Raw genomic sequence first — 16345 nt, forward strand, 5'->3', positions numbered from 1 at the left:
CGCAACTCAACGCGTACCGAAGCGCGCGCGGCAGCCGTTGCTCACCCACACCTGGCCGCGTGAGTAGCCCCAGCTGCGGCCTTCCTGGCAGGCGCTGCCGGACAGCTGCTGCTGCAGCACCGGCCGGCCCTGGCGATCATCCCAGTCGCAGGTCTGCGAACGGTTGTTGTTGCTGCTGCAGGTGACGGAATAGTTGCTGTTGCCACCGCCCCAGCCGCCACCGCCCCCGCCCCAGCCGCGGGCCTCGGCGAATTCGGCGCGGCAGCCATTGCTGACCCAGACTGCGCCGTTGCGCACGCCCCAGGTGCGGCCTTCCTGGCAGGGGCTTCCAGACAGCTGGCGGACCAGGCGGGCGTTGCGCCAGCCGACCGGGCAGCTGCGCTCGCGGTTGTTCTGGCTCTCGCAGCGGATGGTCTCGCCGGGGCGGCCGTTGTTGCCACCCCAGCCACCGCCGCTGCCGCCGCCCCAGCCGCCACGGGCCTCGACGAACTCGGCACGGCAGCCATTGGTGACCCAGATGCTGCCGTTGCGGCTGCCCCAGGTGCGGCCTTCCTCGCAGGCCGAGCCGGACAGCTGGCGGACCAGTTGCGCGTCGCGCCAGCCGGTGTTGCAGACCCGTTCGCGGTTGCTCTGGCTCTCGCAGCGGACCACGCCGTTCTGCGCGTGTGCAGTGGGCGCGGGCAGGGCCACGCTGGCAAGGCAGCCCAGGCTGAGGGTCACGGCCAGGCTGGCCAGGGACGGCAGGTTCATGGCAAATCCCCATACGGTAGGTGGTGCGCGACTATAGGGGCCAGGCAGATAAAGCCGGTGTGACTGACCACATTTGCCCCGGCCGGGGCCTCGGCCGCAGAATACGAGGCTTTCCGGCCCCCATCCGGTGCCGGCGTTCTCCAGCGGAGCTTCCCCCCATGCGTACCCACTTCTGCGGCCTGGTCGACGAGACCCTGATTGGCCAGACTGTCACCCTCGCCGGCTGGACCGACGTGGCCCGTAACCAGGGCGGCGTCTGCTTCATCGATCTCCGCGATCATGAAGGCATCGTGCAGGTGACCGTTGAGGTCGACAACGCCGAAGTGTTCGCCGTGGCCGCCTCGCTGGGTTACGAGGACGTGCTGCAGGTGGAAGGCGTGGTGCGCGCGCGCCACGCGGTGAACGACAAGATGCGCACCGGCAAGGTCGAGGTGATCGCCACCTCCATCACCGTGCTGAACAAGGCCGCGCCGTTGCCGTTCCACGCCCACGAGAACCCGGGCGAGGAAACCCGCCTGAAGTACCGTTACCTGGACCTGCGCCGCCCGGAAATGCAGCGCATGCAGCGTACCCGCATCAAGCTGGTGCAGGCCCTGCGCCGCCACCTGGACGAGCGCGGCTTCCAGGACATCGAAACCCCGATCCTGACCAAGGCCACCCCGGAAGGCGCCCGCGACTTCCTGGTGCCGGCGCGCATGCACCCGGGCGAGTTCTACGCCCTTCCGCAGAGCCCGCAGCTGTTCAAGCAGATCCTGATGGTGGCTGGCTTCGACCGCTATTACCAGATTGCGCGCTGCTTCCGCGACGAGGCCCTGCGTGCCGACCGCCAGCTGGAATTCACCCAGCTGGACATGGAGTTCGCCTTCGTGCGCGAGCGCGACGTGCAGGATTTCGTCGAGGACATGATCCGCGCCATCTTCAAGGAAGTGGTGGACGTGCAGCTGGACGCCAGCTTCCCGCGCATGACCTGGGCCGAGGCCATGCGCCGTTACGGTTCGGACAAGCCGGACCTGCGCATCGCGCTGGAACTGGTGGACGTGGCCGAGCTGGTCAAGGACAGCGAGTTCTCCGTGTTCACCGGCCCGGCCAATGACGCCGAAGGCCGCGTGGCCGCGCTGCGCATCCCGGGGGGGGCGTCGCTGTCGCGCAAGCAGATCGACGAGTACGCCGCGCATGCCGCCAAGTACGGCGCCAAGGGCCTGGCCTACATCAAGATCGCCGACAACGGCGAAGTCAGCTCGCCGATCCAGAAGTTCTTCAGCGAAGAGCGTTTCGCTGCGCTGGTGGCCCACGTCGGCGCCGGCAACGGTGACATCGTGTTCTTCGGTGCCGGTGGCTACAACAAGGTCTCCGACTTCATGGGCGCGCTGCGCCTGAAGGCCGGCAAGGACTTCGGCCTGGTCGCCGACGGCTGGGCACCGCTGTGGGTCACCGACTTCCCGATGTTCGAGTGGGACGAGGAAGAACAGCGCTACGTCGCCCTGCATCACCCCTTCACCGCACCGGCCGTGGACGACATCGCCGACCTGCGCGCCAATGCCCGTACCGCCGTGTCGCGCGGCTACGACATGGTGCTCAACGGCAATGAAATCGGCGGCGGCTCGATCCGTATCCACCGTCCGGACATGCAGAGCGCGGTGTTCGAGCTGCTCGGCATCGGTGCCGAAGAAGCCCGTGCCAAGTTCGGCTTCCTGCTCGATGCGCTGAACTACGGCGCGCCGCCGCACGGTGGCATCGCCTTCGGCATCGACCGCATCGCCGCGCTGATGGCCGGCACCGAGTCGATCCGCGACGTCATCCCGTTCCCGAAGACCACCGGTGCACAGGATCTGATGACCGACGCGCCGTCGCCGATCGTCGACGCGCAGCTGGCCGAAGTGCACATCCAGGTTCGCCCCAAGACCAACTGATCAGGAGATCCAGGCAATGACCGAGTTCGCGTTTTCGCTGGAGTGGGAAAAGCTGGGCAATGAAGGCGCCGAGGCCAATCTGGTCACCGAGCGTGCACGCGTGTTCGGGGGGTGGCTGGTCCGCGTCGGTACCAACCCCGCGGCGATGGCCCTGACCTTCGTCGCCGACGGCGAAGGCCGTTGGGACGGTGAAGACTTCGGCGTCGAGGATTACGAAGACGACGAAGAGGAAGAGTACGACGAGGACGAGGAAGGCGAGGAGGAAGAGGACGAAGAGGAATACGAGGAAGAGGACGAGGAAGACGAAGAAGCGGAGTCGTCGGAAAAGGCTTGACCGCCCCTTCGCGCTGACGTCAACTTCCTGCATGTATTCGATCCGCCGCGCCACTGTGGACGACGCGCCGACCCTGTCGGCGCTGGCCGCCCGCACGTTCACCGAAACCTTCGGCCATCTGTATCCGCCGCAGGACCTGCAGGCCTTCCTCGATGAGGCTTACGCGGTCGAGCGCCAGCGCGTGATCCTGGCCCACCCGGATTACGCGGTGTGGCTGCTGGAGCTGGACGGGGAGGCGGTCGGCCATGCCGCCGCCGGCCCCTGTGGCCTGCCGCACCCGGACGTGAAGCCCGGTGACGGCGAACTCAAGCGCCTGTACCTGATCAAGACCCAGCAGAGCTGTGGCTGGGGCAGCCGCCTGCTGGAAACGGCGCTGGCCTGGCTGGAACACGAAGGCCCACGCACCCTGTGGCTGGGCGTGTGGTCGGAAAACTTCGGCGCACAGCGTTTCTACGCCCGCTACGGTTTCGAGAAGGCCGGCGAGTACCTGTTCCCGGTGGGCGACACCAACGATCTTGAGTTCATCCTGCGCCGCACACCGCGCGCTGCCTGACGTTCACCGCCGCTTGCTGCGCGCGCGTGTTCAATCACCGTACGTTCCTGCCCCGCTGACTGCCAGGCTGTTTGCATGACTCCCCCCGTATTGCTGCTGCACGGCATCTGGAACGCCCGCGCCTGGGTCGGGCCCCTGGCCTGGCGCCTGCGCGCGCGTGGCTTCCAGGTGCACGCATTTGGTTATTCCTCGGTCTTTGGTGGTCCGGACGTGGCCGTACCGCAGCTGCTGGAGCGGCTGGCCGATGCCGGCCCGCTGTCGCTGGTCGGGCACAGCCTGGGCGGGCTGCTGGCACTGGAAGCCCTGCGGCGGCAGCCGCAGCTGGATGTGCAGCGCGTGGTCTGCCTGGGCTCGCCGCTGCGCGGCAGCGGCACCGCACGCTCGTTGTCCGATCATGGCTGGGGCCTGGCGCTGGGCCGTAGCAGCGAGCTGCTGCTGGACGGCCTGCCGGACTGGCAGGGCAAGGCCGAGGTTGGGCTGATCGCCGGCTCAGTGCCGCATGGGTTGGGCAGCCTGCTGGGTGCGATGGACGAGGCCTCCGATGGCACGGTGGCCCTGGCCGAAACCCGCCTGCCGGGCTTGGCCGACCACTGCGTGGTGCGTACCAGCCACAGTGGCCTGGTGGTGTCGCCCGATGCCGCCCGGCAGACCGCGCATTTCCTGCGCCACGGCCAGTTCGACCACAGCCGCGACGCCGCCGCCGCGTAAGGTCCGGCGGTGGGACCGTTTTGTAGAGCCGAGCCCACGCTCGGCTGCTGTTCGGTCAGGCACCGCTGAGCCGAGCATCGGCTCGGCCCTGCAACAATGCTCCCCTAGACACGGTTGCAGCGCCTGATCAGGTAGAATCCGCGCCTTGATCCTGAAGCAGCCAGACGGTAGCACCCATGGGTAGAGGCCCCTCCATCGAAGCCCGCAAGAACGCGTCCGACGCGAAGCGTGGCAAGATTTTCACCAAGATCATCCGTGAGATCGGCGTTGCCGCGCGCGGCGGTGGAGGCGACCCCAACAACAACCCGCGCCTGCGCACGGCGATGGACAAGGGCCTGGCCGTGAACATGTCCAAGGACGTGATCGAACGCGCCATCAAGAAGGCCACCGGTGAACTGGAAGGCGTCGATTACGAGGAAATCCGCTACGAGGGCTACGCCCCGGGTGGCGTGGCCGTGATCGTCGACTGCCTGACCGACAACCGCGTGCGCACCGTGGCCGATGTCCGCCATGCGTTCAGCAAGTGCGGCGGCAACATGGGCACCGAAGGCTCGGTGGCCTTCATGTTCAAGCGCCTGGGCGTGCTCAGCTTCGCCCCCGGCGCCGACGAGGAAGCCATCACCGAAGCGGCCATCGAGGCCGGCGCCGATGACATCGTGGTCTACCCGGACGACGGCTCGATCGACGTGGTCACCAGCCCTGACGCGTTCAACGCGGTGAAGGATGCGATGGTCGCCGCCGGCCATGTCGCCGACCACGCCGAAATCACCTTCCGCGCGGACAATGACATCAAGGTGGAAGGCGACGTCGCCCTGCAGGTCAAGAAGCTGCTGGACATGCTGGAAGACCTGGACGACGTGCAGGACGTGTACTCCAACGCCGAACTCGGCGCCGACGCCTACGCCTGAGCCGTCTTCGACGGCCTGGGCGCGGGCCGTTGAACGGTCACCGCGGACAGTCATGAGCCCATACGCCTGCCAGCGCATCCCGTTCCGCCCCGCCAGGAGTGCAGCATGACCCGCATCCTCGGCATCGATCCCGGTTCGCAGCGGACCGGGGTCGGCATCATCGATGTCGACGCCGCCGGCCGCGTCAGCCACGTGCATCACCAGCCGCTGGTGCTGCTGGGTGCCGACGACTTCCCGCAGCGCATGAAGCTGCTGGTGCTGGGCCTGGCCGACCTGTGCCGGGAGTACCAGCCCAATGAAGTGGCCATCGAACGCGTGTTCATGGCCCGCAACCCCGATTCGGCACTGAAGCTGGGCCAGGCCCGTGGCGCGGCGATCTCGGCCGTGGTGCTGCGCGACCTGCCGGTGCACGAATACGCTGCCAGCGAGATCAAGCTGGCGGTGGTCGGGCGCGGTGGCGCCGAAAAGCAACAGGTTCAACACATGGTCGGGCTCATGCTCAACCTGAAAACCAAGCTGCAGGCCGACGCGGCCGACGCGTTGGCGGTGGCGATCACCCATGCCCACGTAAGGGCAACGGCCAACCGCCTGGGGCTCAGTGCCCGCCAGGCGTGGGGCCGCAAATGAGGAGCTGCACGCAATGATCGGTCGACTGCGCGGCATCGTCGCCTACAAGGCGCCGCCGTGGCTGGTGGTGGACGTGAACGGAGTGGGCTACGAGCTGGAGGCGCCGATGAGCACCTTCTACGACCTGCCCGAGCTCGGCCGCGAGGTCACCCTGTACACCCATTATTCGCAGAAGGAAGACAGCGTCTCGCTGTATGGCTTCCTGCGCGAGGGCGAGCGGCGCCTGTTCCGCGACGTGCAGAAGGTCAGCGGCATCGGCGCCAAGATCGCGCTGGCCGTGCTGTCCGGCGTCACCGTCGAGGAGTTCGCGCGCATGGTCCAGGCCGGTGACATCACCGCGCTGACCCGCATTCCGGGCATCGGCAAGAAGACTGCTGAACGCATGGTGCTGGAGCTGCGCGACCGTGCGGCGCAGTTCGGTGCCGGCGGCGCGCTGCCCACCGGCAGTGGCCCGGCCCCGGCCGACCCGCTGTCCGATGCCACCGTGGCGCTGCAGCAGCTGGGCTACAAGCCGGCTGAAGCCGCCCGCATGGCCCGCGACGCTTTCAACGAAGGCGATGAAGTGGCCACCGTGATCCGCAAGGCGCTGCAGTCGGCGCTGCGCTGATCCGCCTTCCTTTCCTTCAACAAACCCCCTGAGCTTCGCCAGGAGTCCCATGTCCAGCAGTCAAACCCCGCACGCAGCTGCCCCCGGCGGCCACGGTCACGCTCCTCCAGCCGGAGGCATGGCGCTGATCATCGGTGCGATCGGCGTGGTCTTCGGCGATATCGGTACCAGCCCGCTGTACACCCTGAAGGAGGCGTTCTCGCCGCACTACGGGCTCAACAGCGACCACGACACCGTGCTGGGCGTGCTGTCGCTGGCGTTCTGGGCGCTGAACATCGTGGTCACCCTGAAGTACGTGACCATCATCATGCGCGCCGACAATGACGGCGAGGGCGGCATCATGGCGCTGATGGCGCTGACCCAGCGCACGCTGCGTAACGGCTCGCGCTCGGCCTATGTGGTGGGCATCCTCGGCATCTTCGGCGCCTCGCTGTTCTTCGGCGACGGCGTGATCACCCCGGCCATTTCGGTGCTGGGCGCGGTTGAAGGCCTGGAGGTGGCCGCCCCCGGGCTGCATGCGTTCATCGTGCCGATCACCGTGGTGGTGCTGCTGATGGTGTTCGCCGCGCAGCGCTTCGGAACCGAGAAGATCGGCAAGGCGTTCGGCCCGATCACCTCGGTCTGGTTCATTTCGCTGGCGGCGATCGGCATCTACAACATCGTCGACGCCCCGGAAGTGCTGAAAGCCTTCAACCCGTGGTGGGCGATCCGCTTCTTCATGGAGCACAGCTGGCACGGCATCTTCATCCTCGGCGCGGTGGTGCTGGCAGTGACCGGCGGCGAAGCGCTGTACGCCGACATGGGCCATTTCGGCGCCAAGCCGATCCGCCATGCCTGGTACTTCTTCGTGCTGCCGTGCCTGGTGCTGAACTACCTGGGGCAGGGCGCGCTGGTGCTCAACCACCCCGAGGCGCTGAAGAATCCGTTCTTCGAAGCCGTGCCGTCGTGGGCGCTGTACCCGATGATCATCCTGGCCACGATGGCAGCGGTGATCGCCTCGCAGTCGGTCATCACCGGTGCGTTCTCGGTCTCGCGCCAGGCCATGCAGCTGGGCTACATCCCGCGCATGCGCATCAAGCACACCTCGCACGACACCATCGGCCAGATCTACATCCCGGGCATCAACTGGGGCATCGCGGTGATGGTGATCGGCCTGGTGCTGGCCTTCCGCAGCTCGTCCAACCTGGCCGTGGCCTACGGCATCTCGGTGTCGGCCACCATGCTGATCGACACCCTGCTGCTGGCCCTGGTCGCCCGCTCGCTGTGGCCGAAGGCGCGCGCCTGGATCCTGCCGCTGTGCGTGGTGTTCTTCATCATCGATCTGGGCTTCGTCATCGCCAACGGTGCCAAGCTGCTGCAGGGTGCCTGGTTCCCGGTGGTGCTGGGCATCTTCCTGTTCACCATGATGCGCACCTGGCGCCGTGGCCGCGAGCTGCTGCGCGACGAGATCCGAAAGGACGGCATCCGCCTGGATACCTTCCTGCCGGGCCTGATGCTGGCGCCGCCGGTGCGCGTGCCGGGCACCGCCGTGTTCCTCACTGCCGACCCGACCGTGGCCCCGCATGCGCTGATGCACAACCTCAAGCACAACAAGGTGCTGCACGAGCGCAACGTGTTCCTGCACGTGGAAACCCTGCCGATCCCGTATGCGATGGAAGGGCAGCGGTTGAAGATCGAATCGGTGGGCGACGAGTTCTATCGCGTCTACGTGCGTTTCGGCTTCATGGAAACGCCGGACGTACCGCTGGCGCTGATGCGCTCGTGCGACCACGGCGGCATCTACTTCGACCCGATGGACACCACCTTCTTCGCCAGCCGCGAAACCATTGTGGCCACCGCCAACCGCGGCATGCCGATCTGGCGCGACAAACTGTTCGCGCTGATGCATCGGAATGCCGCGCCGGCCACGGGCTTCTTCCGGATTCCAGGCAACCGTTTGGTCGAGCTGGGCGCGCAGGTGGAGATCTGACGTGCGCGGGGTCGGATCCCTTTTCCACAGGAAAAGGGCTCTGACCCCATGTCTTGAGCCATCCACACATCCATCCACGCATGGCGTGGATCTACCGTGTCGACCAAGGTCGACACCCACCAACAGATCGCGGCGATCTGTCGAAGGCGGGATGGGTCCGGTTGAGGGGGTGTGAGCGGCATGGATGCCGCGACCAAGCCCCCAGGGATGGGTTCACGGCGTCCCCCTCAACCGGACCCACCCCGCCATTTCACGTAATGCCTGCCTTTGCTTCGGCCTTTGACGTTGCCGTTGCCTCTGCGGGTGCCGGGCGCAGCCCGGCCGAAACCCGTACTTTTGCCGCATAATCAGCGCATGACCGACGACCGCATCATCGGCGCCGGCGCCACCCGCGAGGATGACGCCGCCGACGCCAGCATCCGCCCCAAGCGCCTTGCCGATTACCTCGGCCAGGTGCCGGTGCGCGAGCAGATGGAGATCTACATCCAGGCGGCCAAAGGGCGTGGCGACGCGCTCGACCACGTACTGATCTTCGGGCCGCCGGGCCTGGGCAAGACCACCCTCAGCCACGTCATCGCCAACGAGCTGGGCGTGGCGCTGCGGGTTACCTCCGGCCCGGTGATCGAGAAGGCCGGCGACCTGGCCGCGCTGCTGACCAACCTGCAGCCGCACGATGTGCTCTTCATCGACGAGATCCATCGCCTGTCGCCGGTGGTGGAAGAAGTGCTGTACCCGGCGATGGAAGACTTCCAGATCGACATCATGATCGGCGAGGGCCCCGCGGCGCGCTCGATCAAGATCGACCTGCCGCCGTTCACCCTGATCGGCGCCACCACCCGCGCAGGCCTGCTGACCGCGCCGCTGCGCGACCGCTTCGGCATCGTCCAGCGCCTGGAGTTCTACAGCGTCGAAGAGCTGACCCGGATCGTGCGCCGCTCTGCCGCCATCCTGGGCATCGACTGCACTGCCGATGGCGCCGGCGAGATCGCGCGCCGCGCGCGGGGTACCCCGCGTATCGCCAACCGCCTGCTGCGCCGCGTGCGCGACTACGCCCAGGTCAAGGCCGGTGGCCACATCGACGAGCCCGTGGCCCAGGCAGCCATGAAGATGCTCAAGGTCGACCCGGAAGGCTTCGACGAGCTCGACCGGCGTCTGCTGAAAACGATGGTGGACTACTTCGACGGTGGCCCGGTCGGTATCGAATCGCTGGCTGCGGCGCTGTCCGAAGAGCGCGGCACGCTGGAAGACGTGGTCGAGCCGTACCTGATCCAGCAGGGTTTCCTGGTGCGCACCGCGCGCGGCCGCATGGCCACCCACAAGGCCTACCGGCACATGGGCCTGAAGCCGAAGAACCCGCCGCAGGACCTGTTCGCGGAGGTTCCCGATGTCGGTTGAGCCGCGATTCAGTTGGCCGACACGCATTTACTGGGAAGATACCGACGCAGGTGGCGTGGTCTACCACGCCCGCTACGTGGCCTTCATGGAACGGGCCCGGACCGAATGGATGCGTGCGCTGGGCTACGGCCAGGAGCGCATGCGCGCCGAGCACGGGATGGTCTTCGCGGTGCGCTCGATGCAGATGGATTTCATCAGGCCGGCACGGCTGGATGACACCCTGCAGGTGAGCGCCCGCCTGGTCCAGCTGAAGAAGGCCAGCATGGTCTTCGACCAGCAGATCCTGCGCGACGGCGAACTGCTGCTGTCGGCCCAGGTCCGCATCGCCGCACTGGAAGCGGCCAGTTTCCGACCGCGTGGCATGGACGACGCCGTCCTTGCCATGCTGCAACCCCACCTCCACCCCGAATCCGAACTTTGAGGAACAACGGATGATCGCAACGCTCCTGGCCCTGCAGGCCACGGTCACCGAGGCACTGCCGGCCGATGTCAGCAACGCCGCGACCCAGACCCTTGCCCAGGCCACCACCGGCGGCGGCATCAACTACCTCGAACTGATGGCCAAGGCCAGCCTGCCGGTGAAGATCATCGTGCTGCTGCTGCTGGTCGGCTCGTTCGTCAGCTGGGTGATCATTTTCCGCAAGGCCCGCGTGTTCAAGCAGGCCACCCGTGAAGCCGACGAGTTCGAGAACCGCTTCTGGTCCGGTGCCGACCTGGGCAAGCTGTACAGCTCGGCCACCGACCGCAGCCGCAACGTCGGCGGCCTGGAAGCCATCTTCGAAGCCGGTTTCCGCGAGTACACCCGCCTGCGCGACAAGCGCCGGCTGGACGGTCGTGCGCAGCTGGAGGGCGCGCAGCGTGCCATGCGCACCACCTACACCCGCGAAGTCGACCAGCTCGAGCGCAACCTGGAACTGCTGGCCAACATCGGCTCGACCGCCCCGTACGTGGGCCTGGTCGGTACCGTGTTCGGCATCATGGTGACCATGCACGACATGATCAGCAGCGGTGCGCAGGCCGGCATCGCCGCCGTCGCGCCAGGCATCTCCGAAGCGCTGTTCGCCACCGCCATCGGCCTGTTCGTGGCGATTCCGGCAGTGTGGGCCTACAACCGCTTCACCACCCGCGTGGAACGCATGTCGGTGCGGTTCGAGACCTTCGCCGAAGAGTTCAGCTCCATCCTGCAGCGCCAGAGCGCTGGCGACGAGTAAGCGCCTGACCCGGGAGTCCAAGCCATGTCCGCTGCCATCGGTCGCCGCAAGCGCCGCAAGCTGAAATCGGAAATCAACGTCGTTCCCTACATCGACGTCATGCTGGTGCTGCTGATCATCTTCATGGTCACCGCGCCGCTGCTCACGCTGAGCTTCGACGTCGACCTGCCGCAATCCAACGCCAAGGCGCTGGAGAGCAAGCAGGACCCGGTGATCGTCTCGGTGCGCCAGGACGGCCAGCTCAGCCTGAAGCTGCCCGATGCCAAGGAACCGACCGCCGTGTCGGCCGAGGAACTGGAAGGCCGCCTGGCCGGCATCGCCGCCCAGGACAAGGGCGTGCGCGTGATCGTCGCCGCCGACCGTGCCGTGGCCTATGAAATGGTCATCGCCGCGATGGATGTGATCAAGCGCGCCAAGGTAGACAAGGTAGGCCTGGCCACCGATGCACGCTGACGCCCTGCCACCTCCACAGCAGCGCGAACCCGGCTGGGGCCTGCCCCTGGCGCTGGCGTTGCTGGTGCACCTGCTGGTTGCGCTGGTCTTCATCGTGGCCTGGTTCTGGTCGCCCGAGCGCAACACCGATGCCGCCGCCGGTGATCCGTCGGTCGAGGCCAGCCTGGCGCTGTCCGCGTCCGAGGCCGCCGCCGCACGCCAGGCGCTGCGCCAGTCGGAAAAGCTGGAAGACCTGCCGCCGCCGGGGGCCGAGCCGATCCCGGTGCCTGAAGACACCGTGCCGCCGCCGCAGCCGATTCCCGAACCGCGCCCGCAGGACGCGCCGACGCCGCAGCAGCAACAGGCGCAGGAGCGTGTGGCCCAGCCGGACACCAAGGACCAGGAAGCGGTCAACGCACTGGCCATCTCGCAGGCGAAGGCCAAGCAGGAACAGGAAGCCAAGCGCCGGCAGGAGCAGATCGACCTGACCGAACGCAAGCGCCAGGAAGAAGCCGAGCAGAAGCTGCGCCTGGCCAAGCAGCAGGAAGAAGACGCCAAGAAGAAGCTGGCCGAACAGGCGCGCCAGGCTGCGGACAAGGCCGAGGCCGAGAAGCAGAAGAAGATCGCCGAGATCCGTGCCAAGCGCGAGCAGGCCGAGAAGGAAGCCAAGCTGGCCGAGCAGAAGCTGCGCCAGGTGGCCGCCGCGCGCAACGCGGCCGGCAGTGCCGCCGCCGGTGCCAGCGGTGTGTCCCAGCCGGCCGCCGGCGGGGGTGGCAACAGCGACGATCTTTCGGCCAAGTACGCCGCCGCGATCCAGGCCAAGGTGCTGTCGCAGTGGGTGCGCCCGGATACGGTGCCGCTGGGCCAGCGCTGCCAGATCACCATCACCCAGATCCCGGGTGGCACGGTGATGCAGGCCAAGGTCAGCCCGAGCTGCCCGTACGACGAGGCTGGCAAGCGCTCGATCGAGGCCGCCGTGCTCAACGCGCAGCCGCTGCCCTACCGCGGCTTCGAGTCGGTGTTCGCACGCACGCTCAACTTCACCTTTACCGCCCAGGATCGCTGAGGCAGGGCAGGGCAACCGTCCGGTCGCCCCTGCCCAAGCCACCCCAAGGTGGCCGCGACGTTAACGGTGCGTGACAACACGGGCTGGAACTGACCCGGAATTCACGTACCCTTGGTTCATGATTGCGAAGCGGTTCACTTCCGCTTTGCTATCCCTCGTCCCGGTTTCCCCCTATTGAGCGCTCCATGAAAAAGATGCCTCGCTGGCTTGCCGTGTTTGCGGCCCTGTTGCTGCCCTTTGCTGCCGTCGCGCAGCAGAAGGGGCTGGATATCGACATCATCGGCGGCAATGCCTCCGCGCTGCCGATCACCATCGTACCGATGCCTTACCAGGGCTCGGCGGCTGCACCGCAGACCGACGTCGCCGGCGTGGTCCGCGCCGACCTCGAGCGCTCCGGCCAGTTCCGCACGCTGCCCGAAGCGCAGATCGTCGAGAAGCCGGTGCGCGGCGGCGACATCCAGTTCGCCACCTGGCGCGCGCTGAAGCAGAACTACATCGTGGTCGGCCGCGTGCTCGATGCAGGTGCTGGCGCCTACCGCGTCGAGTACGAACTGTTCGACGTGCCGAAGGGCGAGCGCCTGCTCGGCCTGGCGATGACCGCCCGTGGCAATGCCATGCGCGACGTCGCCCACCAGATGGCCGACGCCATCTACGAGAAGATCACCGGTGTGCGCGGCGCCTTCTGGACCCGCATCGCCTACGTGACCGCCAGCGGCAAGGGTGATGCCATGCGCTACGCGCTGATGGTGGCCGATTCTGACGGCTTCAACCCGCAGACGATCGTGCGCTCGGCCGAGCCGCTGCTGTCGCCGTCGTGGAGCCCGGATGGCAGCAAGCTGGCCTACGTCAGCTTCGAGCGTGGCAATTCGGCCATCTACATCCAGAACATCGGCACCGGCGCGCGTGAGCTGGTCACCAGCTTCCGTGGCATCAACAGCGCCCCGGCATTCTCGCCGGATGGTCGCAAGCTGGCCCTGACCCTGTCGCGTTCGGGCAATCCGGAAATCTACGTGATGGACCTGGGCAGCAAGCAGCTCACACAGCTGACCAACCACTTCGCCATCGATACCGAGCCGACCTGGGCGCCGGACGGCAGCGCGGTGTACTTCACCTCAGACCGCGGCGGTCGTCCGCAGGTCTACAAGGTCGGTGCGGGCGGCGGCAGCGCCGAGCGTGTCACCTTCCAGGGCAATTACAACGCCAAGCCCTCGGTGTCCTTCGACGGCAAGAAGATCGCCGTGGCCCAGGGCTCGGGCAACAGCTACAAGATCGCGATGATGGACAGCTCGCTGGGTTCGCCGCGCTGGAGCACGCTGTCCCCGGGTTCGCTGGATGAATCGCCGAGCTTTGCGCCCAACGCAAGCATGGTGCTGTATGCCGCCCGCGAAGGTGGCCGTGGTGTGTTGTATGCCGTCTCGGCCGATGCGCGGGTCCGTCAGCGCCTGGTCCTGGCCGATGGTGATGTGCGCGAACCGGCATGGTCCCCATACCGTACCCAGCGCTAAAAGAGTGTTAATATTTTCGTTGTCTTGAACCCCTCATCGGCCTAGGAGCCACAAAGGTATCGCCATGAACAAGTCCACCCGCGTTCTGCTTGTTTCCCTGCTGTCTGTGGCCGTCCTGGCCGGTTGCTCGAAGAAGGTGAAGGAAGAGCCGGCAGCGCCGGTTGACACCGGCACCTCGACCACCACCCCGACCGGCCCGTCGACCTCCGGCCTGTACGGCCCGGGCGACCTGGACACCGACGCTTGCCTGCGCCAGCGCGTTGTCTACTTCGACCTGGACAAGGAAGACGTGAAGCCGGAATTCCAGGCCATCATGGCGTGCCACGCCAAGTACCTGCGTGACCGTCCGTCCTCGCGCATCACCCTGCAGGGCCACACCGACGAGCGCGGTTCGCGCGCGTACAACCAGGCCCTGGGCGAGCGTCGTGGCAACGGCGTCAGCTCGGCGCTGCAGGCCAACGGTGGCTCGGCTTCGCAGCTGACCGTCGTGTCCTACGGTGAAGAGCGTCCGGTCTGCACCGAGTCGAACGAGTCCTGCTGGTCGCAGAACCGTCGCGTCGAAATCGTCTACACCGCGCAGTAATCCATGCGCATTGGCATCAAACTGATGCTGGTCGTTGCGGCAGCCCTCGTGGCTGCCGCACCGGCGCATGCACAGCGACAGAGCCTGGCCGACCGTGTCGGCGCGCTCGAGCAGCAGATGTACAACAACAGTGCCAACCAGGACCTGTTGAACCAGATCAACCAGCTGCGGCAGCAGGTCACCAGCCTGCAGGCCTCGATCGAGCAGTTGCAGCACGACAACGCCCAGCTGAAGCAGTCCGCCCAGGACCAGTACCTGGATCTGGACAGCCGCCTGAACCGGTTGGAAGGGGGCAACGCCGTCCCGGCCCTGCCGCCCGTTCCGGCGAGCGCGCCGAAGGCCGCCCCGGCCCCGGCAAAACCTGCAACGGCGGCCACTTCCGAGCGGCCGCCTTCCGTCCATGGTGACGCCGGCAGCCTGGCCGCCACCGGCGACGAGCGCACCTCCTACAACGTCGCCTTCGATTCGCTGAAGGCTGGCAAGTACGATGATTCGGCGCAGCTGTTCCTGAGCTTCCTGCAGCTGTACCCGAACGGCGTCTACGCGCCGAACGCGCTGTACTGGCTGGGCGAGAGCTACTACGCCACCCGCAATTTCCCGATGGCCGAGACCCAGTTCCGTGAACTGCTCGCGCGCTATCCGACCCACGACAAGGCCGCTGGCGGCCTGCTCAAGGTCGGCCTCTCGCAGTATGGCGAGGGCAAGGTCGACCAGGCCCAGCAGACGCTGGAGACCGTCGTGGCGCAGTACCCGGGCTCGGACGCCGCCCGCACCGCCCAGGACCGCCTGCAATCCATCCGCCTCGGCAAGCAGATCCGCTGATCCGCTGACCCGGCGTACAATAGATGCCCTGTAGAGCCGAGCCCACGCTCGGCTGCTTTCGTTTCCGGATCGGCAAACCCGCCCGGATCCGGTAGAGCCGGGCCATGCCCGTCCGGTTGCTGTTGTAGAGCCGAGCCAGGCTCGGCTGCTTTCGTTACCGGCCACGGTAGCCCACCTGCCACGTGTCCCACCAAGAAGTGCCCGCCATGACCGCCGTTACCCCGTCCAACGCCGTCGCCACCCCCAGCGACATCGTGCAGTCGCCGCTGCCGCGCCTGAAGATCACCGAGATCTTCACCTCGCTGCAGGGCGAAGCCGATACCGCCGGCTGGCCGACCGTGTTCGTGCGCCTGACCGGCTGCCCGCTGCGCTGCCAGTACTGCGACACTGCCTATGCGTTCCATGGCGGTACCTGGTGGGACATCGACGACATCGTGGCCGAAGTGCTGGCCCAGGGCGTGCGCCACGTCTGCGTGACCGGCGGCGAGCCGCTGGCGCAGAAGCGCTGCCTGGTGCTGCTGCAGAAGCTGTGCGACGCCGGCATGGACGTCTCGCTGGAGACCTCCGGCGCGCTGGACGTCAGTGCGGTGGACCCGCGGGTGTCGCGCGTGGTCGACATCAAGACCCCGGGTTCGGCCGAAGTGGCGCGCAACCGATGGGACAACCTGCCGCTGCTGAGCGCCCGTGACCAGATCAAGTTCGTCATCTGCAGCCGCGAAGACTACGACTGGGCCAAGGCCCTGCTGGCCGAGCACGATCTGGTCAAGCGCTGCACGGTGTTCTTCTCACCCAGCAAGGGCGAGATCACCGCACGCCAGCTGGCCGACTGGATCGTCGAAGACCGGCTGCCGGTGCGCTTCCAGATGCAGTTGCATAAAATCCTGTGGAACGACGAGCCGGGCCGATGAGCCCAGGCAACGTTCCCTGATGTAACTCCGGCGCGGGACAGCGTGCTGGCTTTCCCC

Annotated in this window: 18 protein-coding genes; 17 read left to right on the forward strand and 1 reads right to left on the reverse strand. The window is 67.0% G+C overall.

Features of this window, described 5'->3' with window-relative positions:
- Positions 1-6 precede the first annotated feature (6 nt).
- Positions 7-750, reverse strand: a complete 744-nt coding sequence (locus AC5P8Z_RS05760; protein WP_295565412.1) for a DUF3011 domain-containing protein — start codon at positions 748-750, stop codon at positions 7-9.
- A gap of 158 nt (positions 751-908) precedes the next feature.
- On the opposite strand from AC5P8Z_RS05760, the gene aspS reads away from it, so the two are divergent.
- The 17 genes from aspS (at position 909) to queE (ending at position 16288) form a co-directional block, all read left to right on the forward strand.
- Positions 909-2660, forward strand: a complete 1752-nt coding sequence (gene aspS, locus AC5P8Z_RS05765) for an aspartate--tRNA ligase (RefSeq protein WP_295565410.1) — start codon at positions 909-911, stop codon at positions 2658-2660.
- Between the two features lie 16 nt (positions 2661-2676).
- Positions 2677-2994, forward strand: coding sequence for a DNA primase (locus tag AC5P8Z_RS05770; RefSeq protein WP_099552810.1), 318 nt, complete (start codon positions 2677-2679; stop codon positions 2992-2994).
- A 31-nt stretch (positions 2995-3025) separates the two neighbouring features.
- Positions 3026-3547 carry a GNAT family N-acetyltransferase gene (locus AC5P8Z_RS05775; protein ID WP_286069576.1) on the forward strand — a complete coding sequence of 174 codons (522 nt, stop codon included), beginning with the start codon at positions 3026-3028 and terminating at the stop codon, positions 3545-3547.
- A 75-nt stretch (positions 3548-3622) separates the two neighbouring features.
- Positions 3623-4255 carry an esterase/lipase family protein gene (locus AC5P8Z_RS05780; protein WP_286069575.1) on the forward strand — a complete coding sequence of 211 codons (633 nt, stop codon included), beginning with the start codon at positions 3623-3625 and terminating at the stop codon, positions 4253-4255.
- Between the two features lie 176 nt (positions 4256-4431).
- The gene (locus tag AC5P8Z_RS05785) at positions 4432-5163 is read left to right on the forward strand and encodes a YebC/PmpR family DNA-binding transcriptional regulator (RefSeq protein ID WP_286069574.1); all 732 of its coding nucleotides are present in this window, start codon (positions 4432-4434) and stop codon (positions 5161-5163) included.
- Between the two features lie 105 nt (positions 5164-5268).
- Entirely contained in the window at positions 5269-5790 is a 522-nt protein-coding gene (ruvC, locus tag AC5P8Z_RS05790; RefSeq protein ID WP_286069573.1) for a crossover junction endodeoxyribonuclease RuvC, read from the forward strand.
- 13 nt (positions 5791-5803) lie between these two features.
- Entirely contained in the window at positions 5804-6397 is a 594-nt protein-coding gene (gene ruvA / locus AC5P8Z_RS05795) for a Holliday junction branch migration protein RuvA (protein ID WP_005410756.1), read from the forward strand.
- Positions 6398-6446: 49 nt separating this feature from the next.
- A complete protein-coding gene (locus tag AC5P8Z_RS05800) occupies positions 6447-8366 on the forward strand; it encodes a potassium transporter Kup (protein WP_099560253.1) in 1920 nt (639 codons plus the stop codon).
- Between the two features lie 354 nt (positions 8367-8720).
- Positions 8721-9761 (forward strand): Holliday junction branch migration DNA helicase RuvB, encoded by a 1041-nt coding sequence (gene ruvB, locus AC5P8Z_RS05805; protein ID WP_286069571.1) that lies wholly within the window; start codon positions 8721-8723, stop codon positions 9759-9761.
- Positions 9751-10182, forward strand: a complete 432-nt coding sequence (gene ybgC / locus AC5P8Z_RS05810; protein WP_495228423.1) for a tol-pal system-associated acyl-CoA thioesterase — start codon at positions 9751-9753, stop codon at positions 10180-10182. The genes ruvB and ybgC overlap by 11 nt, the downstream gene beginning before the upstream one ends.
- A gap of 10 nt (positions 10183-10192) precedes the next feature.
- Positions 10193-10972 carry a protein TolQ gene (tolQ, locus tag AC5P8Z_RS05815; RefSeq protein ID WP_006438802.1) on the forward strand — a complete coding sequence of 260 codons (780 nt, stop codon included), beginning with the start codon at positions 10193-10195 and terminating at the stop codon, positions 10970-10972.
- A gap of 24 nt (positions 10973-10996) precedes the next feature.
- Positions 10997-11425 (forward strand): protein TolR, encoded by a 429-nt coding sequence (tolR, locus tag AC5P8Z_RS05820; RefSeq protein ID WP_495228425.1) that lies wholly within the window; start codon positions 10997-10999, stop codon positions 11423-11425.
- Positions 11415-12470 (forward strand): cell envelope integrity protein TolA, encoded by a 1056-nt coding sequence (gene tolA / locus AC5P8Z_RS05825; protein ID WP_495228426.1) that lies wholly within the window; start codon positions 11415-11417, stop codon positions 12468-12470. Before tolR ends, tolA begins: the two co-directional genes overlap by 11 nt.
- A 185-nt stretch (positions 12471-12655) precedes the next feature.
- Positions 12656-13975 (forward strand): Tol-Pal system beta propeller repeat protein TolB, encoded by a 1320-nt coding sequence (tolB, locus tag AC5P8Z_RS05830; protein ID WP_286069566.1) that lies wholly within the window; start codon positions 12656-12658, stop codon positions 13973-13975.
- Between the two features lie 64 nt (positions 13976-14039).
- Entirely contained in the window at positions 14040-14558 is a 519-nt protein-coding gene (gene pal / locus AC5P8Z_RS05835; protein ID WP_005418510.1) for a peptidoglycan-associated lipoprotein Pal, read from the forward strand.
- Positions 14559-14561: 3 nt separating this feature from the next.
- Positions 14562-15380 (forward strand): tol-pal system protein YbgF, encoded by an 819-nt coding sequence (gene ybgF, locus AC5P8Z_RS05840; RefSeq protein ID WP_495228427.1) that lies wholly within the window; start codon positions 14562-14564, stop codon positions 15378-15380.
- A 206-nt stretch (positions 15381-15586) separates the two neighbouring features.
- On the forward strand, positions 15587-16288 hold the full coding sequence (gene queE / locus AC5P8Z_RS05845) for a 7-carboxy-7-deazaguanine synthase QueE (protein ID WP_286069564.1): 702 nt from the start codon (positions 15587-15589) through the stop codon (positions 16286-16288).
- Positions 16289-16345 lie beyond the last annotated feature (57 nt).

This window comes from Stenotrophomonas sp. YJH_SMC_17 (assembly GCF_059371655.1).